This is a genomic window from Helicobacter bilis ATCC 51630 (assembly GCF_000686565.1).
Lineage (GTDB): Bacteria > Campylobacterota > Campylobacteria > Campylobacterales > Helicobacteraceae > Helicobacter_A > Helicobacter_A bilis.
In genome coordinates this window covers 1-25,495 of sequence record NZ_JMKW01000030.1, presented here as the reverse complement: position 1 = coordinate 25,495, position 25,495 = coordinate 1, and the positions used below count along the sequence as shown (strand labels likewise).

Genomic DNA, 25,495 nt, shown 5'->3' with positions numbered 1-25,495 from the left:
TCTACAAAAGCATTGATACAGGAAAAAGTATGCAGTATGATAAAGCTAAGATAGAACAATGGATTAAAGCCTTTAAAATTGCCCTTATTGAAAATAATACACAAGAAGCATTTATGCTAACACAGAATCTACCTTTTGATACAAGCATGTCTATGAATAATGCGGATAAAGAATTGCTAGAATATTTAGATATAGCAAAAGAGCTTATATCTCAAACCATAGATTTACTAGAATCTAGCCAACATGATACACGACAACAAATGGAGAAAATACGACAAGCAAAGAAGTTTTTCTCTTAAACATGAGACTTTTTTGCTAAAAAATGTTGTTTCTCTGCGTTTTTATTACCATTATTAAGCTTGAAATAATAAAAAAAGTGTATAATTGAAGCTTAATCAAATTACAGAAAGGATAGATTATGAGAAAGATGTTACCATTGATGGTTGTTGTAGGTTTAGGTAGTGTTGCATTTGCGGCGAGTGATCCAGCTGCAATCATTGCGAAGCAATGTAAAACTTGCCATGGTGCAAAAATGGAAAAGTCTTATCTTAATAAGACAGCTGTTGTAAAAAATCTAAGCAGCGATGAAATTAAAAAAGACTTACTTGAGTATAAAGCAGGTAAGCTTAATCGCTACAAAATGGGCGCTCAAATGAAAGCTCAAACTGCAAAGCTTAGTGAAGAAGATATTGAAGCATTAGCAAAATATATCCCCACAATAAAATAAGCTAAGATTTGTGCCTTACTTTGCAAGAATATTATTCAAGTGAAAGTTTGGTGCAAAGCCCCATAAATCCCCTTTAATCAAGATTCTAGTGTTTCAATGAGTTTTGCTTTGAAGTGCTAGATCTTTAATCAAGATTCTAAAATCGTTGTTTTATGATAACTTATATATTATAATCTTGTGTTATAAAACCCTTACATGCGCGTAAATCTATATAATAATTCATGTAAATTTCAAGCTATTTTATAAAGCGTTACTTTTAAACTCAACATAAAATAGTGTAAAATTACAAAAACTTTTAATAAAGGAATAAATTTGAATCTTAGCATTATTTTTGGCGGTATAAGTTATGAGCATGAGATAAGCATTGTAAGTGCTATTACTATGGCACAAAAACTTGGTAAAAACATTAAAATCACACATTTTATTTTTCTTGATTCTAATCATGATTTCTATCTCATAGAATCTAGCAATATGAAGTCAAAATATTTCAGCAGCCTAGCCTATAAACAAGCTAAAAAGATTGAAATCGGTGCGGGTGGATTCTATGAAAACGGCTTTTTAGGTAAGAAAAAAATGCTAAATACAGGCTCACTACTCAATCTCATACACGGCGGTGATGGCGAAGATGGCGTATTATCTGGCTTATTTGACTTTTATAAAATCGCCTATATTGGACCACGACTTGAAGCTAGCATATTAAGCTATAACAAGAGATTAACAAAGCTTTATGCAAAAGAATGCGGTGTTGAAACACTTCCTTACTATGTGTTAAAGCGAAATGAGACTTGCGAGATTCCATTTGAACTACCCTATATCATTAAGCCCACATGTCTTGGCAGCTCTATTGGCGTATGCGTAGTTGAAGATCAAACAAAGCTTTCTTATGGGCTTGATTGTGCGTTTGAGTTTAGCAATGAAGTCATTATTGAGCCATTTAAAAAGGGGATAAAAGAGTATAATTTGGCTGGAACAAAGGTAAATGGCGAGTTTATCTTATCGCTTATTGAAGAACCAGTGAAAAAAGATTTATTAGGATTTGAGGATAAATATTTAGATTTTTCTAGAACCGAAGAGATTAAAAACGCAGAAATTACAGAATCTTTAACAAAGAATTTGCATGAAGCATTCAAAAAAATTTATAACACAACATTTGAGGGTGCGCTTATACGATGTGATTTTTTCGTATCTAGCGATAAAATCTATCTAAACGAGATTAATCCAATCCCTGGTAGCATGGCAAACTATCTTTTCTCTGATTTTGAATCCGTGCTAGAAAAAATCGCCACTTCCCTGCCAAGAAAACATGCCATTAATATAAACTATCAATATATTAATCAAATCCAAAGCGCAAAAGGGAAGTAATCTAATTTAGATTCTAAATGTGCCAAAACTTTAGAATCTATTGCATCATTCACAAAATTTAGTTTTAGCTTTAGTTAATATATAAAAATCTTGCTTAATGCTGCTCTTCGCCCAGAATCACACATATAATACCCACAAAGCCAACTGCTATGCCTATATATTCTTTTATTGTGAGATTTGGTGGGAAAAAGAGAAAAGATATAAATAAGATTCCAATCATACCTACAATCTCCCACACAGAATACGCCACGCCTAAGGCGATTTTACGCAAAGCAAGAGACATGCAGTAATATGAAGCCGCAATCATGCTTAGCATAACAGCTTTTGCTATCATTGGCGGGGCTACTTCCATAGAAGCAATATTTACAACACCATCACTACTAAAAGGCTCAAGCCATAAAGGGATAGCATTTAGCATAGCCACACCACCAACTTCAAGCAAAATCGCAATAATCAAAAAAGTCCATGCGAGTGTGCGAGTTTGCCCTGTATTTACCGAATCTTTTATTATATTTTGCATATTATCCCCTTTTATAGCACACTTTTTGTGTCAATGTAGGGCAGTGAAAAGCTTTTTGCCACAGATTCTAAGGCGATTTTACCATCATAAGCATTTAAGCCGCCGATTGCACCGGGCATTTTTAGCATTTCTCTCCAGCCTTTATTTGCGATACATTGCACATAGGGCAGAGACTCATAAGAGTAAGTAATACTTGATGTTCGTGCAATCACACCGGGAATATTTGGCACACCATAGTGGATTAAGCCCTCTTCAACATAGGTTGGATCATCATGCGTTGTCTGCCTTGAAGTCTCGATACAGCCGCCAAGATCCACAGACACATCTAGCACGACACCACCTTTATTCATAAGTCTTAAATGCTCTCTTGTGATAACCTTTGGGGTAGCCGTTGCAGTTACTAAAACCGCACCGATGAGTATATCCGCTCCGCTTAATGCCTGTGTTATAGAATCTTCATTTACGTATAGCACCTTGATTCTATTCTCTAGTGTAAGTGGGTGGTTTGCTATCTTTTGCGTATCAATGTCAAGCACACTTACATCAGCGCCCATGCCTACTAGTATTCGTGCCGCATTCATACCTACCGCACCGCCACCGACAACCACCGCTTTCGCAGGGGCTACACCAGCACAACCGCCAATAAGCACACCCCGACCGCCATAGTTTGTAGCAAGCAATGTTGCAGCATGTTGTGCAGCAAACTTACCTGTTACTTCACTCATCGCCGCTAATACGGGATAGTTGCCCTTTGGTCCGGCTATCGTCTCACCACATATTGAAGTAACCCTAGATTCTACCAACGCACTCGCAAGCTCTTTGGAGTAAGCAAGATCAAGAAAGCTATACAGAATCATATCATTTCTCAGATATTTAAACTCAGATTCAATAGGCTCTTTACACTTCACAATCAATTCAGAATCTTCCCATATTTTCTTAGCACTTGAGATAATCTTTGCCCCCGCTCTCTCATAGTCCCTATTTGTATAGCCTATGCTGCTACCTAAGCCATCTTCTACATAAATAGTGTGATTTGTGCTTGATTGTTGTAATAATGCCACATCACTTGGCACAAGCCCCACTCTATGCTCGTGATTCATAATCTCTTTTGGAATGCCAATAATCATTGCTTCTCCCTTATATATTCTTAATATTCATAAAAGGCTAATTGTTATAAAAGTGTCATTATATCGCAATAATGCATAGATTTGACCGGTGTGATTGCTTTGTGCTGTGCAGATTAAACATAGATTCCATGCAGACAAATTACTTGTGTTTTGAAATATAAAGTAATCCCTTAAAAACTACCTATGGAATACTTCTTGCATGTGTTATTATGAAAATCTTTAACAATTGTGATTTTGGAGTTTCTTTTATGGCGTAGCGTGGATTTCTATAGCGATAGCGTTTGTTTCTGGTGATAAATTTATTAATTTTTTGCTAGAATCTTGCTTTCGGTAGAATCTTGCAATAATGAAGAACAATAGGAAATTTAAGTTGATGAATACACCCTTTTTAAGCAAGGCAAGGAAGTCGAATGATTGAAAATCAGGCAAAACAGCTAGAAACCATGATGAGAAATAAAGCGAATACAAAATATGTCGCTATTACTTCAGGTAAGGGTGGCGTAGGCAAATCCACTCTTAGCGCAAACCTTGCCTATAAACTCAATAAGCTAGGCTTTAAAGTCGGCGTATTTGACGCGGATATTGGACTAGCAAATCTTGATCTTATCTTTGGCATTAAAACCGATAAAAACATTCTTCACGCGATGAAGGGCGAGGTAAGTATCGATGAGGTCGTGTATGAAATAGAGCCAAATCTCTATCTCATACCCGGTGATAGCGGCGAAGAGATTCTAAAATATGCGGGGAATAATCTCAACATTGTGGAGAATTTCATACATGAGAGTAATATCCTTGATACGCTTGACTTTTTGTTAATTGACACGGGGGCAGGTATCGGTCCGCTAAATCAATCTACACTGCAAGCATGCGAACATATTATCGTGGTTACTATGCCAGATCCCTCAGCCATTACAGATGCGTATGCGACTATTAAGCTAAACGCACACACAAAAAAGCAAATCTTTATGGTGATAAACATGTGTAAAAGTCAAAAGGAAGCCCTTGCGGTATTTGATCGCATGGAGAGCATTACAAAAAAGCATATACCACATCTCACGCTAAAGTTTCTAGGTGGGCTTGAGCTAAACACTGCGGTGAATAAGGCTACAAGAAATCGTGCGTTAATTACAAAAGTAGAGCCATTTAATAGCGTATCGGTAGGCATAGGCGATATTGCGGCACTTTTAGCACATGAGATTACAGACATGGAGCATAATATGCTTTTAGAATCTAAGGGCTTTAAGAGTTTCTTTAAGCGTATGCTTGGGTATTTATAGGCTTAAAGAAAATAATTGATGAATATAGGATTCTACCGAGCAGGATTAATCGGTGATAACATAGTAGTGCTACATGCTATATATGCCCTGCGACATTTATATAGAGATTCTAAAATCATCGTTTATACTAATTCTTGGGGGGGGGGGGGGGGGGGGGGTAACTTTATACGCACAATTTGAATTTATAGATTCCATAATCAATATAGAATCTATGGATAACGAAAGTCTCATTAAAGATATCAATGCGAATAATTTTGATATATTCATTCTCACACAGCCAAATAGAGCTAAATGCAAACTTCTAGCACAGACGGCATGCAAACGCATAATTACTTTTATGACTTTTGCGAATGCCCTGCATTTCCGCTTTGAGAGCGTGTTTATCCCAAAGCATTTAAACCACACTCCACAATATCAACGCATGTTGCAACTTGTTAGAAAAATTAACCCCAAGCATTATGATAAAAATATAGCTACGATAGACTACTCTTATATTAGATTCAAAAGTAGCGACAAAAATAAGGCAAAGATTAAAGAATTTATAGAATCTAGACATATACAACAAAAAATCGTGGTAGTTAATCCATTTGTGCGTAGCACATTTTGCAATCTCACCTTGTGCGGATATGAAAAACTTCTATATAAACTATCAGGGCTATATCCAAACCTGCATTTTGTTATACCAACATATAAAGGCAATGAAGCGGGCAATACAGAATTATTAAAACTTCAATCTTTACATAATGTATCTATATTTTATAATGATGATGATTTAATAAACCTTGTGGCTTTACTGGAGCAAAGCATAGCCCTTATTAGCCCTAGCACAGCAATTAGTCATCTTGCAAATAATCTTAATATGCCTTTAATATGGCTATGTAGCAAGAGAGATAGCTATCTTTGGTCTGGTGATAATATGGATTCTAAATATTTTGTGATTTTGCACAAAACAACGCAAAATATGAATGAAACTGATGAGATTGTAGCCATCAATGAAATTATAGAAAAGTTACAAGATATAGTGAGTCGAAAATAGCCTTGTAAGGTTTTGATGAATATTATATTCCCAGCTAATGTTTCACTCAAATTTAATACAACAACGAACTTTTTAATAATATCAAAGTGCAGAAAACATTAGAAGTTACACAATAGCCTTATATTACTAAATTTGCTCGATAAAGATAAGTAAATTGCATACAAGCGGATATGACAAAAAACATAGAATCTAAACACAATAAATCTTGTTTTAGATTCAAATAGCCATTGTTGATAGCCAAGTTTTACAACACAATAAACTATTATGTTACTTATCTTAGAGTATTTGTCGCTTTCACATTCAACACCCTTTGTGCTATTGCAAACTAGCTATCTTTGCTTTCTTTTTTACTTGCTTTAGAATCATTTGCAGAAGAAACTCCTATTGGTTGTCCTTTTGCAATTATACATTGTTTGCCAAAAATAATAATATTCCAAGAGCTTGAACGAATATCCACATTTACAAGCGCATCGTTTGGTTGTCCTTTCTTTGTCGCCTTATCTAACGCCTTGCCAACAGCATTACTTACTCTATTATTCCTATTGCCAAATGGGATTCCAAAAACTCTAGTAATACAATCCTTGCCCTCAACGGTTGTGCCTTTTTGTAAATTTGATGGCATATTCATATTACCTGTCGTTGCAACTGAAAACTTTGCGATATTCTGCGAACAACCAGAAATAAAAAACGCACCACCTAAAAATGTGCCTACAATCAAAGATTTTGATAATCTCATGTTTATCCTTTCATAAAAAATAGAAAGCCGATTTTACAAAAAAAAAAAAACGAGTCAAGTGCATTTTAAGAAGTGATTAAATGTTGAATTAAAATAGAAAAACAGAAAGATATTTTGTTGTTTCGACTATAAAATTGTGAATTATGAAGAATAATATTTATGTTTTCACAAATCAAGTATTAGGTGGAAAGGGGATTAAAGATCCTAATAACCCCTTGAAATAATATAATTATTATATGTATAAATCTATCCAAAAATTTGTCTAAACATACACCATAATACTTTATACGAAATCACGCTTTTTTACTATAATTACAACAAATAAGGAGTGATAATGCAAAGCAAAAAGTTAAAGGGTGTGATTTTATCAAATGGCTTTATTAAAGCAGATAATGGCGAAATATATGAATTATCTCTCACACACATTAATAATCTTTATGATATACAAGGCTATTCATTAATCAATAGGCAAGTTATTTTTGATATACATAATGACATAGCTTGTAATATTGATATAGAGATAACACCACAAAACAATCAACACACAACCACAGAATCTATATCAACAAATACAAGCCAAATACATGTAGAATCTACACCAAAGGGTTATATTATCCCGCTTGAAAATATCACACTTTTTAAACGCAGAGTAAAAATCATGCTAGTTTGTAACTTTATATTGTCTATACTTGTAATACCACTTTTTATCGCAGCGTATATGCAGTTTTTACTCACAAAACAAATCGCCATGCAGGCACAAAGTAAGACACTTATGTTTTATTTTTTTATGTCATCTGGTAGTATGTATTTTATTACATTATTAGCGTTATTTTCTGGAATCTTTGGTATTGAGATGAGTGGAGAACTCTTCTTTGGCTTTATAGGGCTTTCAACAATTAGTATATTTATAGGCATGATTCTATACTTAAGGCTTTTAGGCAAGATTACAGGGGAAAAACTCTTTATGAGTGCATTTTATATTGTGCTATGTGCGGGATTAGTCGGTCGCTTTGTGTTGCCACTTGGGATTATATGTCTCATACTTGCACCGATATTTTATAGCATAGCATGGCTTCGGATTAAGATGATATATGTGTGATAGATTCTGTTATGCTTTAATTTTTAAAAGTTTTAGAATCTTATATTAAATATATCGGGTTTATTTTTTGTCATTCTTGTAGTCGTTTTGCTCGTGTGAGATGAAATTAAAAAGTTATTTTAGATTCTATGCTTGGGTGTTTTGCTTAAGTATAGATTTATTCGAAACCCCTTGTGCTTACCTAAAAATTTAGATAAGTTACAAGGCTAAAGCATACATTTATAAGATTATAAAACTTAAATCAAAAATGAAAGTGAGCCTTTAATCACAATCGCATTGATAATATCAATAAAGAATGCACCGCATAGTGGCACGATAATAAATGCCATGTGGCTTGGTCCATAATGTGAAGTAACTGCCTGCATATTTACCATAGCAGTCGGTGTAGCACCTAATCCAAAACCACAATGTCCAGCCGCAAGGACTGCAGCGTCATAATCTTTACCACAGAATCTAAATGTAACAAATACTGCATAAAGTATCATTAGCACCGCTTGTGATACAAGGATTACAATCAATGGTAATGCAAGGGCTAGTAACTGCCAGAGATTTAGTGTCATCATCGCAAATGCAAGAAACAAAGAGAGTGAGACATTGCCTAACACAGACACTTCTCTATCAAATACTTGATGAATGTTTAGTATTTGCAATGTATTACGCAATATTACTCCTGTGAAAAGGCAATATACAAATGTTGGGAGATTAAGCCCGGGCATGACATCTTTCATAACATCTTCTAACACTTTACCGATTAATAAACATGCTGCAATCAATGCAAGGCTCTCTATAAAGCTAATAGGTGTGATTAATCTCTCTTTTGTCGGCGTTTCAAAGCCATGTGCTTCTTCATTATTTCGCTCTGTGCCCGGCAATTTGAGATTATGCTTTTTAATAAGATATCTTGCAACAGGACCACCGATAAGCCCACCCATAACAAGCCCAAAAGTCGCACATGCCATAGCCACACCCGTTGCCGCAGAGAAGTTGTATGGATCTGCTTCAAAAATCTTAGCCCATGCAGCACCTGTGCCATGCCCACCACTCATTGTGATAGAGCCACCAAGCATACCAAGTAAAGGATCTACACCCATAGCATAGGATATACCAACGCCAACGATATTTTGCAAAAAAAGCGCACCAACGATGATAACAAGGAATATGGTAAGCATTTTCCCGCCTTTTTTCAATGCGGAGAAGTCGGCACTAAGCCCAATTGATGAAAAGAAAGCAAGCATTAAAGGCTCTGATAATGAAGTGTCAAACTTAAACTCAAGCTGTAATGTTTTATAGATTAATAGAATCATAATCGCGGTTATAACCCCACCTACAACAGGCTCTGGTATATTATAATCCCTCAAGACTTTCACACGCTCGATTATGAATCTACCAAGCAATAAAACTGCCACCATACACACAAGCGTGAAGTAGAAATTAAAGTCAATGCTACTTAGACTAACATCTTGCACACTGATATAGCCCTGTTTAGTCTCTTTATCATGCGTATAGCTTATGGAATAGTAGTTATCCACTTTACCAAGCACTTTTAGCTTTGTGTCCTTAGGTATGGTTGTATCGAGTTTGCACTGCTTATTTGGTGCAGTATAGATTGTCGCATTTTGTGTGTTGATTCTATATTCATCACGCCATGCAGCTACTTTCTCTAGCTTTATATCATCTGTGGCACATTGTGTCGTGCTATTTTGTGCGTTCTCAGTCGCATAAAGCGGCAATAATGTGTTTAAAAACAAAAACAGGCATAAAATATGTCGCATAAAAATCCTTATAGTTAAGATTGTGATATTTTGGCTTTTTAGATTCTATGTTTGTTTTAGAAACTTAGAATCTATAGATTCTACACTTTTAATCTTGTAATTACTCAATAAAAGTAGAGAAATTATATCCTTTAGCATTTGAGTGAGATTTTAGTCAAAGTATCTAAAAATACAGAATCTATAAAACACTTTGAAAAAAGATTTTTCGCTCAACACTCAAAATGACGAGAAACTAAATGCCAAAATATCAGCCAAAGATTATTTTGATTATAAAGCAGTCCTTTACAAACTCATTGAAATAATTACTAAATTGCCATTTATATTTTTATATAAACTTACAAAAAGTAACATTATGTCATTTGTATGGAATTCAGAACAAATATAAAATTCGTGCTAAGCATGACTTTATATTTTAGCAAATATTAGCGATTTTTGCCATAGATAAGGGTTTAACTCACACCACACCTGTTCGCCTACTCTATAATTATTTTCTTCTTTATTGCATATTTTTATAATTAATGTTTGTAAATCTTTTGGGTTTCTCACTAGATTACATTCTAAAAAATCTTTAGAGTGTGCTATATCTAAAAACCATTCTTTTAATCCATTCTCTTTTCTATCTCGCTGCATCCACTGCACGATAGGGGAGACAAAGCCCATCTTGCTTTTACGCCAAATCACAGATTCTGGCATAATATCATGCAAAGCATCGCGAATTAGTGCCTTTGTATAGCCATTTCTAATTTTATATGTATAAGGTAGGCTAAAGACAAATTCCACAAGTCTATGATCTAAGAATGGCATACGCACTTCTATGCCATTAATCATGGAATATCTATCATAATTTCTCAAAAGTGTTTGTAATACATCTTGAGTAAATAATTCATAAAGCCATTTTGAAAAATAATCAAGTTTGTTAAAATTAGGATGAGAATCATGGGGTGTGTATAATTTATTTCGTATGTTTTTATTGAATCTTGATAAGAGAAATTTTGCCCCATCTTTATAAAGCTTTAGTGTTGGTTTTGGCGCTTCGCTAGAATCATTAAGAATATGCAAGATATTTTTTATCTGCTTGATATTAAATCTTGCATCCCATAAAGCTTGTAATACATGTCCATAACCGCTAAATAGCTCATCTGCACCATGCCCATCAAGTGTTACGGTAACACCTTTTTGCTTTATGGCTTGATATGTTGCGATCATTGGCACAGGGCTTGTTGTGTATAAATCCTCAAAGAGATAAAAATAATGCTCTATTTTATCCCAATGTGCCACCGGGTTAATCTCTAAAAATTCACCTTGTATATGAATATGATCGCACACTGCCTTAGCATACTTACTCTCATCAAATGGCGTATCTTTAAAGCAAGCAATGCAAACATACTGCCAATCATTTGATTGTCTTAAATGTTGTGTGCTATTTTTGCTTACATGCGACATGGCACATATTGTAGCGCTAGAATCTACTCCGCCACTAAGGGCTGTGCCCAGACTTACATCAGAACGCATTCTTAATGCTACTGAATCAAAAAATAAATGGCGAAATTCCGCAACAATATCTTCATAAGGTTTTGGTGTCTGCGGATTATATGGCATATTATCAAGTATATGATAATATCTCTGCGGCTTAAGACTATCTACACCATTTTGTATAGAATCTGTATTTATAATCGTAAAATGTGCATGTGGAAAACGCTTAATGCCATCTATCAATGTATGCTCTGTGCATTCATAGCTATATATTTTGTTATATATCATATCATTAAAATGGCTGGAAGGCTCTACATCTTTTAAAAATGGATAGATTGCCTTCATCTCAGAAGCAAAAACAAATTTCTTTTTATTGTTTTCATCAGTAATGAAAGCATAAAAAAGAGGCTTTTTTCCAAACCTATCACGGGATAGAAAAAGATCTTTTGTTTCATGGTTAAATATAGCAAACGCCCACATGCCATTAAATTTATTTAAACAAGCGCTCCCATAAGCATCATAACTAGCAAGTAATACTTCGCTATCAGAATCTGTGTGAAATACATACCCTTTTGCTATGAGTTCATCGCGTAGTTCTAAAAAGTTATAAATCTCTCCATTAAAAACTAGACTATATTTTATATGCAGTTTTGCTGTATCTATTTGCTGGGTTACCCCCCCCCCCCACATTGTCAATATTTAAGGGAAAGTGCATGGGTTGGGCTGCCTTATTGCTTAAATCAACAATTTTTAATCGCGTATGACCGAAACTTATATTCTCATTATGAAATACTCCATTACTATCTGGTCCCCTGTGATGTATTGTCGTTAATGCCCTATCGAAAAGTTCTGTATTGCTTGATGGAATTGTCCCTAAAATACCACACATATTCTGCCTTTTTGGATAAATTTAGAATTAATTATACATTAAAATAATATGTTATATGTATTAAAAATCCTTTATCCACTCAACAACTTAGATTCCATAATTTAATCTTTTATAGAATCTAAACGTGATATAACAGAGAGTTTGTGAGCTTCAAGTCCTTCAGTTTCAGCTAAGATAGCACAAGGATTAGCTAGATTTTTAATGCCTTGTTTTGAAAAAGAGATAAGAGAACTACGCGTGCAGAAATGCTCTACCCCAAGCGGTGAGAAAAATCTCGCACTGCCGCCTGTTGGCAATGTGTGATTTGGTCCTGCTAGATAATCGCCGATTGCCTCTGGTGTATAATGCCCTAAGAATACCGCACCAACCGCTTTAATCTCGCCTAAGAGTGAGAAAGGCTCTTGTGTTACAATCTCTAAATGTTCGGGGGCTATGGCATTCATTAGCATTGCGGCTTGTTTGAGATTCTCTACAATGATGATTGCCCCCCTTTCTTGTATGCTTTTTTGTGCTATGTCTTTACGCATTAGATGAGTTAGCTTTGTATCAATCTTTTGTGCGACTTCTTTAGCTAAATCTTTATTATCTGTGATTAATATCGCACTTGCCATAGAATCATGCTCTGCTTGTGATAGCATATCTATTGCTAAATAATCGCTATTAGCATGAGAATCTGCGATGATTCCAATCTCGCTAGGACCTGCTATCATGTCAATATTTACTTCTCCAAACACAAGCTTTTTTGCAGTGGCGACATAGATATTTCCCGGTCCAGTGATAACATCTACTTTTTTAAAGCCTTTATGTGAATCTTTTGTATGAGAAAAAAGAGAATCTTTACTCCATTTAGTCTCGCCAAAACCATAGGCAAACATGCCAATAGCGCCAATCCCACCGATTTTATACCCCTCTTTAATACCGCAAAAATACATCGCTGCAAGCACGAGTTCATTAATGTGATTATTGGGTGTTGGACTTGCCATAATGATTTCTTTCACACCGGCGACTTTTGCGGGGATTGCATTCATTAAAAGTGAGCTTGGATAAAAGGCTTTACCACCGGGGATATAGATACCAGCACGCGTAACGGGCATAATATTTTGCCCTAGCATATTTGCGTATTCATCATGATAGATAAAGCCTTTTGGGGCATTTTTCGCGTGGAATGTATAGATTCTATCGTGTGCTATTTGCAATGCGTCTTTAGTTTTAGAATCTAGATTTCTATACGCATTAAAGGTATCTTCTTCTGCGATTTTTAGATCATTGAAATTTTGTGGATTCCAAGAGTCATATTTTCTCACAATATCTAGCAGGGCATCTTCGCCCCTTTGCTTAATATCTTGCAGCGTTTTTAACACTTCAGGGATAATGCTATCCATATCTGTATTTGCACGCGCTAAAAGAGTGTTAAACTCCGTCTCAAAATCCTTGTCTTGTATATTTAATATCTTAATCATTTTAGAATCCTTAGTGATAGTTTTTTCATTATAGCAAACAAACTATAAAGTCGGCTTTTTTGTAATAATCTTAGCTAAACTTTGATAGAATCTTACTTTTACTTTGTTACAAAAAAGGCACTAACGCATGGAACAACAAGCCCTTATTTTTAAAGACATTACACTGCAAGATAGAACACTCATTAACACATATCTACAACAAGAAGAGTTTATGATTTCTGATATTTCTTTTGGGAATCTTTTTATCTGGCGTTTAGCTAGAAAGATAGCATTTTGTATTCTGCATGATTGTCTTATTATAGAAACAACTTATATTAATGAAGCACCATTTTGCTTTTTCCCTATTGGTAGCGGGGATAAAAAGAAAGCTTTAATCTCACTTCATAATCACTATAAACAAAAAGGACAGAATCTTATATTCCATTCAATAGAGAAACAGAATCTAGACTTATTACACGAAGTGTTTGGCGATAGTATAACGCCTATTTTAAATCGTGATAGAAGTGATTATATTTATAAAACGCGAGATTTAATCGAGCTTACCGGACGCAAATATCATAAAAAGAAAAATCATCTCAATAGATTCTTTGATGAGTATAAAGGCTTTAGCTTTGAATCTATTGGTGAAAATAATCTTAGCGAACTCTTAAATGTATGGAGAAAATGGGATAACGCAGGAAGTGATAAAGGACTACAAAATGAGTCAAAAGGCATTATAAGCGTGTTTGAAAACTATGCGGATTTGGGATTTTTAGGCGGACTTTTGCGATTTAATGGCGAAGTGATTGCCTTTAGCTTTGGTGAAATTATCTCAAAAAATCTTTGTATTATCCATATAGAAAAGGCGGATATTAACTATCGCGGGGCGTATCAAGCGATTAATCAACAGCTTTTATCCCACTGCTTCAGTGATATTTTATATGTAAATCGTGAAGAAGATTTAGGTATAGAAGGTTTGCGTAAGGCAAAGCTATCATATAATCCAGAATTTATTTTAGAAAAATATGAAGTGAATATTGTATAGATTTGAGATTGTGAGTTTATTAATACCAAGCATTTTATAATCTTTATGGGTGCGTGCAGGGTTTAGGGTGCATTTTAACAATATTTTAGAATCTTAAGGTGGTGTAATGTATATTTGTGCTGGTGAGAGTGAGCAGTTTGTCTTTGCAAAAAGTATTGGTATAGGTTTAGTGTCTAGTGCGATAGGGCTTACAAAGCTTTGTTTGCAGTATGCGCCAAAAGAGCTTGTATTCATAGGCAGTGCAGGGTGCTATGATGAAAGTTTGCGTATAGGTGATATGGCGTATAGTTATAGTGCCACGCAAATTGAGCTTAGTTTTTTAGATAATCATTCTTATACGCCGATTGATAATAGCGTAAAACTTGAACTTAAAGATAATGTTTCACATGAAACATTTATGCAGAATCTACATGATAAGATTCAGAAATTACCGCAAGTTATTGTAAATTCAAGTAACTATATCACAAACACAAATAAATATAATGCGATGATGAGTCATGCAAATATTACGCTTGAGAATATGGAATTTTTCAGCGTTTTAAAAGTCGCACAATATTTTCAGATTCCATGTATTGGAATCTTTTGCGTGAGTAATTTTGTCAGTGAAAACGCACATAATGAGTTTATAAAAAATCATACGCTTATCAAAACAAAGCTGCATGATTTTATAGCAACTCTTAACACATAAGCTATATACTTAAAAATATCATAAGCCCCGTAACACAAAGCCCACAGAAAAAGGCAAGTAAAGCAGCACCCCTTTTATGCTTACAAAATGCAGTGATAATAAGTCCGCTAAAATAAAATAAAAACAAAGATACAGAAAAGCCAATCGCTATAATATCAAAATAAAATCCACCTTTGCCCTTATGCATAAGCAGCAAAATCCCATAGAATCCACGCTGAAGCGCACGCAACTTCATCGTGCCATCTCTCTCTTTTATCACCATAATGCTATATCGTATCGACCCCATGCTAGGATTCCCACGCACCATTTTTAAAGTCGTATCGCTTGGAATCTTTAGATTATTGTCCTTTAGAATCTGCAATATTGTGTCTTGCTCTTTTCCTTTAGGCAAAGATTCTATTTGAATCTCATGGATAGTAGCCCCTGCCTCTTCTTTAATATCAAAGAGATAAAGAGAACCCGTTATTGCATAAATGAGCGCTGCTGGAAGAAAAAATAGACTAAGATACAAATGCACTTTCATCCAAATTTGCTTTTTCTTAAACAAGTGAATCCTTTTATATAAAATTACTTAACATTATAAATAAAATAATAAGAATGAAATCTAATTTTAATTATAGCAAAATTTCGATGTTTTAGGATGTTTTCTGTTGAATAAATATTTTACAAATATGAGAAGTTAGAATCTCATTTAGTTGCATTGTCTCTTTGACACTCATACAACAAAGCTAGACTCCTTACTATCAATTAAAGGACTTTTTCTTATATTTTAGATTCTCACAGCCTACCGAACTAAGATTGTATTATTTATTAACAAATCGTATATTTTGTAAAGGGATATAGCCGTCTATAAAAGTTTCTTTATTGATAGCATAGCGGACATGAACCCATGATTTTTTGGTGTCTATAACCTGCATTTTGATACCATCTTTATTAATGGCGATTATCTTTGATTGCGTGTTTGGTAAGTGGTAGATTTTTGCTTGTTTTGTGGTTGGGGTCGCCCATTGTTTTTTATTCTTTTGTGTGATTTGTATGCTTTTCACATCATAGGGATTGTTGGTATTGTAGAGTTTAATGTTTGTTGGGGAGTTTAAATTTGCTGAAAATGCGTTTGGTAACTTATGCGTGTGAATCTGTCTGTATGGGACATAATCTACATTATCAATTTTATTCACTTCTATTGTGCTGCGATTTTGTGGGTTACTTGGCTTTTGTTTTGGTTCTGTCTGTGCGATCGATTTTGTGTCTTCAAACTCTATGTTTGCATAGGTGCTAATGCGATTTAGATTTTCCGATAGAGTATTGTGGATAAAATCGACATTTGAGCTTTGCTTGATTTTTTCTAGCTCTTCTTTCATACGCACTTTTTCATCAATTTCATCATTGTTTTGTGGATTTTCTACTTGGGTAATAGTAACTACATGCTGTTGGTATTGAGTGAGAGAATCGAAAACAAAATAATATACTAAAAAACACGCACATATAATACCAAGCGGTAAAGCATATAATTTCGCATAGAATTTTAGTTTCATAGAATCTACTTTATGATAACTTGCTTTTGCCCTGTCTGTATATGTCCAATGACACTAGCTTGCATACTTTGTGCTAACTTTTGCACGTTTTCCTTTGGCACGATAACCACCATGCCAACGCCCATATTAAATACACGCCATGCCTCTTCTTTATCAACATAGGGCAGGAAAAACTGATAAATTTCTGGAATCTCTATGGCACTTTCACTAATAATAGCCTGTGTATTTTCTGGCAAAATGCGGATAAGATTCTCTTTAATACCCCCGCCTGTGATATGGGCTAGTCCCTTTATAGAATCTTTATGTTGCAAAAATGGTTCTACATAGATTCGAGTAGGCTCTAGTATAGAATCTATGAGTGTTTTTCCTAAAAATTCCATCTCTACATTAATCTTTTTTGTATCGATAATGCCCCTCACAAGAGAAAATCCATTGCTATGAAATCCACTGCTTTTTAAGCCGAGTATCACATCACCTTCTGCTATGCTTGAACGCTTTTGTATATCATCTCTTTCCGCGATGCCTACTGCAAAACCCGCTAGGTCAAAATCACCCTTTGCATACACGCTTGGCATTTCCGCAGTTTCACCGCCTATTAAGGCACATTTTGCCTGTTTGCAACCCTCTGCAATACCACGCACAATACGCAAGGCATCTTCACTCACAAGCTTATGCGTAGCATAATAATCAAGAAAAAACATGGGCGTAGCAAAATCACAAATAAGATCATTTACACACATAGCAACTAAATCAATGCCTATATTATCTAGCCTACTATGACTAAGGGCTAGGCTAAGTTTTGAGCCAACGCCATCAGTCGCCGCACATAATATAGGATTTTTGTAACCTGTCGGCATGGCAAAGCAACCAGAAAAGCCACCTAAACCGCCCAAAACAAGCGGATTAAAAGTCTCCTTTACAAGTGGTTTTAATGCTTGGACAAAGCTATTACCCTCGTCTATATCCACACCAAAGTCTTTATATTGCAGTGTTTCCATATTTTCCTCATCAGTCTTTAATCGCAGGAATTGTAACAAAAAATCACTCAAAATATGCTTTAAAACATAAAAAAATCAAAGTATTGTAATAGCATTAATTTTATTTGTGTAAAAAACACGCACAAAAGTCTATCTACTTCAGCATACATACCATATCTGCTAGGCACAAGAGAAACTACACGCAATAAAACGACACACCAGCAATATTTTTTATCTTTATTTGTCCTATCGCACACATATTTTCAAGTCGACTTACACTCTCTTTTGTGAGTAAAATTTCACAATCTGCATGCGTTAAAGGTCGCCTTTTTAATAGTTCTAGAATCTCTGTTTCGCTAAGGTCTTGTTGTGCGACATTCATTACATCATTTTTACGCGTAACAACACATACATTTAGCCCCTCATACAATGTGCTTAACTCATATAGCTTTTCATTACTCACAGGATATACTCTATGGGAGCTTGGTCGATCAATGGTTGAAATATCTACGCGTTTAATATCCACTTCATGCAAAAATGCGGCATTCTCCTTATTAGATTCCATATCATCATTCATGTTTGCTACAATCAATACTTCAGCGACTAACTCACCGCCATATTGCTTAGAAAAGTCTTTAATGCCTTGTTTAATTGTAGCTAAATCAAGCGTTTTGCTTGGCTTATCCACGCGTTTAAAATTCTTTGTAACCGCAGAATCAAGTGAAAATTTAACAATATCAAAGTGATTGAGTGCATTTTTTTGTGCGTGGAAACGAGAGCCATTGCTTAGTATAAGGGTTTTAATGCTTGAATATTCTTTTAACAATTCTTTTACTTGTAATATGAGTTGTTCTAGGTGTGGATAAAGAGTTGGTTCTCCATTCGCAGTAAAGGTTAGCACATCAATATCGGCGTGTGTTCTCAAAGCATGCTGAATAGATTCTAAGATAATCTCTAGCGGTGCGATTTGAGTTTGTGTATCCATTGGCTTTTTTGCCTCAAGCTCACAATATACGCAGTCAAAATTACATTGCTTTGTATAGGGGCTTAAATCTATACCCAAACTCACACCAAAGCGTCTTGATAGAATAGGTCCAAAGACAATTTGCATGTATATCCTTTTATATTTTTATCATTATAGCAGTAAAATGTAGTGGGAATCTAATAATCTTTAAGGCGTAATATGCAGGGGAATGATAATATCACTTGCATAATTTTTCAAAAGATTCTGACATAAATTAGAGTTTTGAGATCTGTTAAATAGAATCTCTAAAGCACTTGTTTGATTAAAGCGAATGCTAAGGCAGTCATTTTGAGAATCTGGCACACCATTTTTAGCAATTTTTAGAGAATCTCCACTTACAACCCATCGCTGTGGTGATAAATGCAGGTAGCTAACAAGCCATTGTGGATTAGCATTCTGTGGCATAAACTCATTTGTAATCGCATATTCTTGTGTGCTTGAAATAATGGTTTGTATATCGCTTTGGATAGCAACACTTAGGGCATTATTGCGAGAAAAGCTTATGCGTGGCAATGCAAGACTCGCTAATATGCCGATTATCACAAGCACAAATAAAAGCTCCATCATGCTAAAACCTGTGCTATATCGTATGATTTTGTGTAGCTTTTTAGAATCTAGATTCCGTATTAGCTTTGTATCTGTCAAGGTTTTATTAGAATCTGGTGCATTGCGACATGATAAGCTAAATGTGAATTTATGGTTTAGAGCTTTTTTCACATAGGAATAAAGAGATTTTACTTTAAAAGCACATAGGGAATGTTTAATCTTATTAAATACACAAGATACATTGAGCCATTTTAGTTTTTTCATATCCACTTCTTACATATACTTAACTATATAGCTATAAAATATAGATTCTATACTAGATATTTCGCTACACTCTACAAGATTCTAAATTCCTACCCAAAATTTTAACCGACATTTTTTTCATTGTCAAGTTGATTCATATATTCTAAGTTGAAATAAAAGATGGTCCTAGCAAAATATTACAATTGAAATAATATAGAAACCAATAAACTCTAATTCACATTATATTCATGTCTTTTTCACTTAATATTCACTTAATATTCATATATAATATGTGAATATAAGCTTAATTCACTATTTTTATACTATACTACGAAAACAAAAAGTGAATATACTAAGGATAAATATGGATAATACAAACCTACTTCAAAGACTCCAACATGAAATACCAGAAAATGAATATCAACAATATATCAGTAAAATCTCTTTTGATTCTATGAACTCAACGCCAAATCATCTTATCTTTATAGCCCCAAATATTTTCATAGCAAACTGGGCAAAGAACAAATACACAAAACTCATGCTAAAGATTCTAGAAGTTAAGACAATCGATGAAATCAAAATAGAATTTATCGCAAGAAATCAGCATAATAAAACACCCACAGAAAATAATACGACTAGAAAATACATAACTACTAATAATCAAACTTTCATAAATAAAAATTCTTCATTTAATAGTTTTATAGTAGGCGAATGTAATAAATTTGCCTTTGAAACCGCAAAAGAAATAGCAAAAAATCAAGGCAAATGGAATCCACTCTTAATCTATGGTAACACAGGATTAGGAAAAACGCATTTATTATATGCTATCTGCAATGCTGTATATGAAAGAACGCCAAACGCAAAAATTGTATATATAACCGCAGAAAGTATGTTTAATGAATACAGACATAGAATCCAAAACAACACAATGCAACATTTTAGAGAGAGATTTCGCTCATGTGATTATTTACTCATTGATGATGTGCAGTTTTTATCAAATACAGATAAATTCCAAGAAGAATTTTTCAATACCTTTAATGTCATAGTCCAAGAAGGCGGACAAATCGTAATGACAAGCGACAAAGCCCCAAAACTCATAGATAAACTTGAAAAAAGGCTAAAATCCCGCTTTGCAGGGGGTATGATGACAAAGATAGAATCTCCAGAACTCGATATGAAAATAAATATTATTAAGCAAAAATGTGCGTTAAATAACATTACGCTTGAACCAAATATAATAAATTTTATCGCCACACAACTCCATGATAATATACGCGAAATAGAAGGAACAATCATTGATATATACGCCAATATGTCAATTATGAATATACCAATAACACTTGAAATAGTAAAAAACATATTAAAAGACAGAGAAATAGAGGAAAAAGCCACAAACTTTGATGATGTAGTCAATCTTATAGCAAGAGAATATAACATTAAACCAAGTGAAATAAAAACAAAAACAAGGGGTAAAAAAATCATAGCAAGATCAAGAAAAATAGTAGCCTATATCGCAAGAGAAGCAATCAATACGACTTTTCCCCATATTGCAACAGAGCTAAACCTAAAAGACCATAGTGCAGTAAGCAAACAAATAAAATCAATCAAACAAGAAATGGAAAAAGACAATGCACTAAAAATAGAAGTGCAAAATCTCTTATCAAAACTCAAACAAAATACACAATAACTACGAAAATAAAGCCATATTCCAATATATTTTTGTTATACTTCTTACTTTGTTTGTGTCCTAAAAATGAATTAAATGTGAATGAAAATAGCAAAATACAAATGCCAAAAAGTGCCTAATTAACGCTTTAAAACAAAAATAAAAAACTTTATTCACATTATTCAAGCACACTACTACAACCACTATACTTTATTAAAAGGGAAAACGCATGAATATGATAAGCATTGACAAAAGCATACTCGACCAAGCCATAACAAATATGCAATCAGCAGTCAATAAGAAAAATGTGATCGATATCACCGCAAATATATCCTTAGAAACAATTGACAATAATCTTATCCTTAAAGCAACAGATCATGAGATATACATACGCACAATACTCAAAACAAACTCATTACAAGGTGAAATAAAATGTGCAGTAAATGGTGAAGCAATAGGTAACTTCATAAAAGGACTAAATGATTCTGAAGTTATCATAGAGCAAGACAATGAGAATCTTTATATAAAACAAAATAATGCTTCAGTATTTAAAATCCCAATCTTTGAAATAAATGAACTCCCTTTTAGTCAAAACTACAAAAACGAACAACAAGGCTTTCAATCAATAGATATAAATAACAACTTCTTATTACAATCTCTAAAAAAGATTATGCACTGCTGTAATGATAAAGAAACATTTAATATTGCTATGCAAGGTATCCTTTTTGAAGTTAAAGATAAAGAAATAAATATCGCAGCAACAGATTCTAAACGACTAGGCTATATACAAAAACAAACAGAATGCGATAAAGATTTTATAAGCATTATCCCTAAAAAAACACTGCAAGAGATTCTAAAACTATTTTCAACAGATTGTGAGCTATATATTAAGCCAATACAAGATAGTAATAAAATAGAAACATTATGCTTTGTAAGTGAGAATATAGAATTTTACGCAAAGCTTATCAATGCAAACTTCCCAGATTTTAAAAGTATTATTGCAAATAAACCGCAACTACCAACATTAAAAATCAATAAAGAAAAGATTCTAAAAACTCTTAATCAAATGAATGCTATATGCCAAAGAGCTAAAGTTACATTTGAATCTAATAAAATCATTTTTGAAACTCTAGAGGGTATAAATGGTGCAAGCGCCTCAATTACAATCAATGATATAGAAAATCACAAAGCAGAGCCAATGACAATAGGACTTGTGAATAGACATTTATTAGAATGTATCAGTAATATTAAACAAGATGAGTTTGAAATCATTATTGATGATCCTTATAAACCAATCTTTGTAATAACAAAGGATTTTGAAGAAGTTATCATGCCACAAATCATATAAAAATTCTATAAATAAAGAGAAAGGAAAAAATAATGGAAAATACAACAAAAGAATACTTAGCAGATAATATCAAAGTCTTAAAAGGGCTAGAAGCGGTTAGAAAACGACCGGGTATGTATATCGGCGATACAAATACAAATGGTTTGCATCACATGATATATGAAGTCGTGGATAACTCTATCGATGAAGCAATGGCAGGATTCTGTAAAAATATTAAAATTACTCTCACAGACAAAGGCAGTGCTATCATTGAAGATGATGGCAGGGGAATCCCAGTTGATATGCACCCAACAGAGAATATGCCAGCAGCAACGGTTGTTCTAACCGTATTACATGCAGGTGGTAAGTTTGACAAAGATACTTATAAAGTATCAGGTGGTTTGCATGGAGTTGGTGTAAGTGTTGTAAATGCTCTCTCTTGTAAGCTTATTATGACAATTTATAAGAATAATAAAATCTATAAGCAAGAGTTTGAGAAAGGAATCCCAACTACAGAGCTAGAAATAATTGGCGAGACAAAAAAGCATGGCACTACTATTGAGTTTTTCCCAGATCCAGAGATTATGGAGATAACAGAGTTTGATTCTAATATACTTACGCGTAGATTTAAAGAGATGGCATATCTCACACATGGCATAAAGATAAGATTCAAAGATGAGAGAGATGGTAGCGATACTACATTTCATTTTGAGGGTGGTTTAAGCCAATTTATAGAAGATATCAATAAAAAGACTTTAATCACACAGATTCTAAGCTTTGAAGCAACAGAAAATGAATATGACTCAGAGATAGAAATCGCCCTAGCCTATAATGAGGGCTATGATGAAAAGGTATTAAGCTTTGTAAATAATATTAGAACACCAGATGGTGGCACACATGAAGCAGGTTTTAGAGCAGGGCTTAGTCGTGCGATTTTAAACTATATTGAAGCAAACGCAAATACACGCGAAAAAGATGTAAAAGTATTAGGCGATGATGTGAGAGAGGGTTTAGTCGCTATCGTTGCAACCAAAATCATGGATCCACAATTTGAGGGGCAAACAAAGGGTAAATTAGGCAGTTCATTTGTAAAAGGCATAGTCCAAAAGCTTACTTATGAAAAAATGTCAAAGTTTTTTGAAGAAAATCCTACTCAAGCAAAGCTTATCATGCAAAAAGTGCTTATCGCAGCAAGGGGCAGAGAAGCAGCAAAGAGAGCAAGAGATTTAACTAGAAAAGATAATAAAGTATCAGTTTCTACACTTCCGGGTAAATTTGCTGATTGTCAAAGCAAAGATCCAAGCGAATGTGAAATCTATCTTGTAGAAGGTGATAGTGCGGGTGGCTCTGCAAAGCAGGGAAGAGATAGAAGATTCCAAGCGATACTTCCCTTACGCGGTAAGATTCTAAATGTTGAGAAATCAAGGCTTGATACAATCCTAAAAAGTGAAGAAATCAAAAATATGATTACTGCCTTTGGTTGCGGCATTGGCGATGAGTTTAATGAAGAGAAATTACGCTATCATAAAATAATCATTATGACAGATGCCGATGTCGATGGTAGCCATATACAAACCTTACTTATGACCTTCTTTTATCGCTATTTTAAGCCTTTAGTGCAAGGCGGATATATCTATATCGCCCAGCCACCACTCTATAAATATAAACGCAATAAAAAGGAAGTCTATCTCAAAGATGATAAAGCTTTGAGTGATTTTTTGATAGAAAATGGCATAGAGCATTTTAACTTTAAAGGCATAGGGCATAATGAATTATTACAGATTCTAAAGATTATCGCACATTACAGACAGCTTGTAAATGATTTAGAGAGACGATATAGCGTGCAGTATGTCTTAAGATATTTAGTCGAAAACGAGCTTGACACGCATGATTTAGAATCTTTATCTAAAAATATAGAATCTTATCTTTTAAGTAAGCAGTATAATGTCTTAAAAAAGCATATTGATGAAGTAAGTATCACGCTGAACGCACAAACAAATCTAGGTATAACAGAGATAAAAATCACACGAAACCTATTCCATGATATAATCTTTAAGGAATGTAAAAGGATTTATCAAAAAATCACTGAAAGAGAACTTGAGTTTTTAGAGGGTAAAGACATTATAACGGGCTTAGAAGAGATTGAAGAAGCCACAAGGAAAAAGGGTGATATAAGCCGATATAAAGGTTTAGGTGAGATGAATAAGGAAGAATTATGGGAAACTACCATGTCCCCGCAAAACCGCACTCTAGTCCAAGTAAAGATAGAAGATGATGAAATGGCTGATGAAATGTTTAATATCTTTATGGGCGATGAAGTAGAGCCAAGACGACAATATATCCAAAAACACGCAAGAGATGTTAAGAATCTTGATGTTTGATTCGTAAAAATATATCTTAAATCATAATAAAAACTGACTCAAACTTACTTAAGTGGTAGGCTTTCTGTTGTGTCGAGTCCTAATGCAATCCTAATATATAGATTCTTAATAAAGCTTATTTAGATTCTAAAAAAAAATATCTGTAATCCTGCACTCATCTCAATAAAAACAATAAGCAATAAACCAAAAAAATAATATACATATATGAAATTATGCAATGCTGTATAATACAAAGAAATCTCATAATGTCATAAAAAAGGTAAAAACTAAAAAAGTAAAAAAGTGTTTTGCCTACCTTAACATGACAAGCTATAGAAAAGCTAAAATAAGCTTAATAGTAAGCCAAATGGGCTACATTCCAAAGTTTAATTTTCAAGTTTTAGGTTGTTGATTCTAAAGATTTAGAATCATGAGTGAGTTTTTTTACATGTATCTCAACATGGTAAGGTTAAAAATGAAAAACAAGTTAAAAAATAGTATCTATTGGCTATGCAAAACACAGCATAGTAACTACAACTCATAGTGCCAAAAGCTATGAGATTATCTCTTAACTTTGTCATGTTAAGACTATGTCAAAACACCTTGTATAGAATCTAGCGCATGAGA

At 34.0% G+C, this 25,495-nt stretch carries 24 protein-coding genes; 12 read left to right on the top strand and 12 right to left on the bottom strand.

All coding sequences use genetic code 11. The features are described 5' to 3' along the window. The first annotated feature begins 29 nt into the window (after positions 1-29). From T368_RS0106995 to T368_RS0106985, 3 genes are all read left to right on the top strand, one after another. The gene (locus T368_RS0106995) at positions 30-299 is read left to right on the top strand and encodes a hypothetical protein (RefSeq protein ID WP_004086370.1); all 270 of its coding nucleotides are present in this window, start codon (positions 30-32) and stop codon (positions 297-299) included. Between the two features lie 119 nt (positions 300-418). Beyond that, positions 419-727 carry a c-type cytochrome gene (locus T368_RS0106990; protein ID WP_004086368.1) on the top strand — a complete coding sequence of 103 codons (309 nt, stop codon included), beginning with the start codon at positions 419-421 and terminating at the stop codon, positions 725-727. A 312-nt stretch (positions 728-1,039) separates the two neighbouring features. Continuing rightward, a complete protein-coding gene (locus tag T368_RS0106985) occupies positions 1,040-2,089 on the top strand; it encodes a D-alanine--D-alanine ligase (RefSeq protein ID WP_004086366.1) in 1,050 nt (349 codons plus the stop codon). Positions 2,090-2,183: 94 nt separating this feature from the next. Here T368_RS0106985 and T368_RS0106980 read toward each other — a convergent pair whose 3' ends face one another. Both T368_RS0106980 and T368_RS0106975 read right to left on the bottom strand, forming a co-directional pair. Further along, positions 2,184-2,609 carry a DMT family transporter gene (locus T368_RS0106980; RefSeq protein WP_004086364.1) on the bottom strand — a complete coding sequence of 142 codons (426 nt, stop codon included), beginning with the start codon at positions 2,607-2,609 and terminating at the stop codon, positions 2,184-2,186. A gap of 11 nt (positions 2,610-2,620) precedes the next feature. Further along, entirely contained in the window at positions 2,621-3,736 is a 1,116-nt protein-coding gene (locus tag T368_RS0106975) for an alanine dehydrogenase (RefSeq protein ID WP_004086361.1), read from the bottom strand. A 410-nt stretch (positions 3,737-4,146) separates the two neighbouring features. On the opposite strand from T368_RS0106975, the gene T368_RS0106970 reads away from it, so the two are divergent. From T368_RS0106970 to T368_RS0106965, 3 genes are read left to right on the top strand one after another with little or no spacing between them, the layout of a single operon-like run. Further along, positions 4,147-5,013: a P-loop NTPase gene (locus T368_RS0106970; RefSeq protein ID WP_004086359.1), complete on the top strand. Its 867-nt coding sequence runs from the start codon at positions 4,147-4,149 to the stop codon at positions 5,011-5,013. Between the two features lie 15 nt (positions 5,014-5,028). Then, on the top strand, positions 5,029-5,193 hold the full coding sequence (locus T368_RS16695; RefSeq protein WP_248646233.1) for a hypothetical protein: 165 nt from the start codon (positions 5,029-5,031) through the stop codon (positions 5,191-5,193). Positions 5,194-5,224: 31 nt separating this feature from the next. After that, positions 5,225-6,049 (top strand): glycosyltransferase family 9 protein, encoded by an 825-nt coding sequence (locus T368_RS0106965; protein ID WP_004086358.1) that lies wholly within the window; start codon positions 5,225-5,227, stop codon positions 6,047-6,049. 325 nt (positions 6,050-6,374) lie between these two features. Here T368_RS0106965 and T368_RS0106960 read toward each other — a convergent pair whose 3' ends face one another. Beyond that, positions 6,375-6,785 (bottom strand): hypothetical protein, encoded by a 411-nt coding sequence (locus T368_RS0106960; protein ID WP_004086357.1) that lies wholly within the window; start codon positions 6,783-6,785, stop codon positions 6,375-6,377. Between the two features lie 334 nt (positions 6,786-7,119). Here T368_RS0106960 and T368_RS0106955 point away from each other — a divergent pair, with 334 nt between their 5' ends. Next, positions 7,120-7,884, top strand: a complete 765-nt coding sequence (locus tag T368_RS0106955; protein WP_004086356.1) for an MFS transporter — start codon at positions 7,120-7,122, stop codon at positions 7,882-7,884. Positions 7,885-8,120: 236 nt separating this feature from the next. Here T368_RS0106955 and gltS read toward each other — a convergent pair whose 3' ends face one another. The 4 genes from gltS to hisD form a co-directional block, all read right to left on the bottom strand. Continuing rightward, positions 8,121-9,356, bottom strand: a complete 1,236-nt coding sequence (gene gltS, locus T368_RS0106950; RefSeq protein ID WP_194146727.1) for a sodium/glutamate symporter — start codon at positions 9,354-9,356, stop codon at positions 8,121-8,123. A 705-nt stretch (positions 9,357-10,061) separates the two neighbouring features. After that, positions 10,062-11,819: an asparagine synthase (glutamine-hydrolyzing) gene (asnB, locus tag T368_RS13530; RefSeq protein ID WP_080695794.1), complete on the bottom strand. Its 1,758-nt coding sequence runs from the start codon at positions 11,817-11,819 to the stop codon at positions 10,062-10,064. Further along, positions 11,761-12,018: a hypothetical protein gene (locus tag T368_RS15470; protein WP_138160766.1), complete on the bottom strand. Its 258-nt coding sequence runs from the start codon at positions 12,016-12,018 to the stop codon at positions 11,761-11,763. Before T368_RS15470 ends, asnB begins: the two co-directional genes overlap by 59 nt. Positions 12,019-12,119: 101 nt before the next feature. After that, positions 12,120-13,478: a histidinol dehydrogenase gene (gene hisD, locus T368_RS0106940; protein WP_004086352.1), complete on the bottom strand. Its 1,359-nt coding sequence runs from the start codon at positions 13,476-13,478 to the stop codon at positions 12,120-12,122. Between the two features lie 127 nt (positions 13,479-13,605). Here hisD and T368_RS0106935 point away from each other — a divergent pair, with 127 nt between their 5' ends. Together T368_RS0106935 and T368_RS0106930 are read left to right on the top strand one after the other, a co-directional pair. Further along, positions 13,606-14,502, top strand: a complete 897-nt coding sequence (locus tag T368_RS0106935) for a DUF2156 domain-containing protein (RefSeq protein WP_004086351.1) — start codon at positions 13,606-13,608, stop codon at positions 14,500-14,502. Between the two features lie 106 nt (positions 14,503-14,608). Next, entirely contained in the window at positions 14,609-15,190 is a 582-nt protein-coding gene (locus T368_RS0106930; RefSeq protein WP_004086350.1) for a 5'-methylthioadenosine/S-adenosylhomocysteine nucleosidase family protein, read from the top strand. Between the two features lies 1 nt (position 15,191). Here T368_RS0106930 and T368_RS0106925 read toward each other — a convergent pair whose 3' ends face one another. The 5 genes from T368_RS0106925 to T368_RS0106905 all read right to left on the bottom strand — a co-directional run bounded on the left by T368_RS0106925 (position 15,192) and on the right by T368_RS0106905 (position 19,536). Next, positions 15,192-15,737, bottom strand: a complete 546-nt coding sequence (locus T368_RS0106925; RefSeq protein ID WP_004086349.1) for a hypothetical protein — start codon at positions 15,735-15,737, stop codon at positions 15,192-15,194. 256 nt (positions 15,738-15,993) lie between these two features. Continuing rightward, positions 15,994-16,725: an SH3 domain-containing protein gene (locus tag T368_RS0106920; RefSeq protein WP_004086348.1), complete on the bottom strand. Its 732-nt coding sequence runs from the start codon at positions 16,723-16,725 to the stop codon at positions 15,994-15,996. Between the two features lie 5 nt (positions 16,726-16,730). Continuing rightward, positions 16,731-17,723, bottom strand: coding sequence for a phosphoribosylformylglycinamidine cyclo-ligase (gene purM, locus T368_RS0106915; RefSeq protein WP_004086347.1), 993 nt, complete (start codon positions 17,721-17,723; stop codon positions 16,731-16,733). Positions 17,724-17,898: 175 nt separating this feature from the next. Next, entirely contained in the window at positions 17,899-18,813 is a 915-nt protein-coding gene (locus T368_RS0106910; RefSeq protein WP_004086344.1) for a radical SAM protein, read from the bottom strand. 60 nt (positions 18,814-18,873) lie between these two features. After that, on the bottom strand, positions 18,874-19,536 hold the full coding sequence (locus T368_RS0106905; RefSeq protein WP_004086341.1) for a type II secretion system protein: 663 nt from the start codon (positions 19,534-19,536) through the stop codon (positions 18,874-18,876). A gap of 343 nt (positions 19,537-19,879) precedes the next feature. On the opposite strand from T368_RS0106905, the gene dnaA reads away from it, so the two are divergent. The 3 genes from dnaA (at position 19,880) to gyrB (ending at position 24,889) form a co-directional block, all read left to right on the top strand. After that, complete coding sequence (gene dnaA / locus T368_RS0106900; protein WP_004086340.1) at positions 19,880-21,202, top strand: chromosomal replication initiator protein DnaA; 1,323 nt, start codon at positions 19,880-19,882, stop codon at positions 21,200-21,202. A 208-nt stretch (positions 21,203-21,410) separates the two neighbouring features. Next, positions 21,411-22,529, top strand: coding sequence for a DNA polymerase III subunit beta (gene dnaN / locus T368_RS0106895; RefSeq protein WP_004086338.1), 1,119 nt, complete (start codon positions 21,411-21,413; stop codon positions 22,527-22,529). 32 nt (positions 22,530-22,561) lie between these two features. After that, entirely contained in the window at positions 22,562-24,889 is a 2,328-nt protein-coding gene (gene gyrB / locus T368_RS0106890) for a DNA topoisomerase (ATP-hydrolyzing) subunit B (RefSeq protein WP_004086337.1), read from the top strand. The last annotated feature ends 606 nt before the right edge of the window (positions 24,890-25,495 follow it).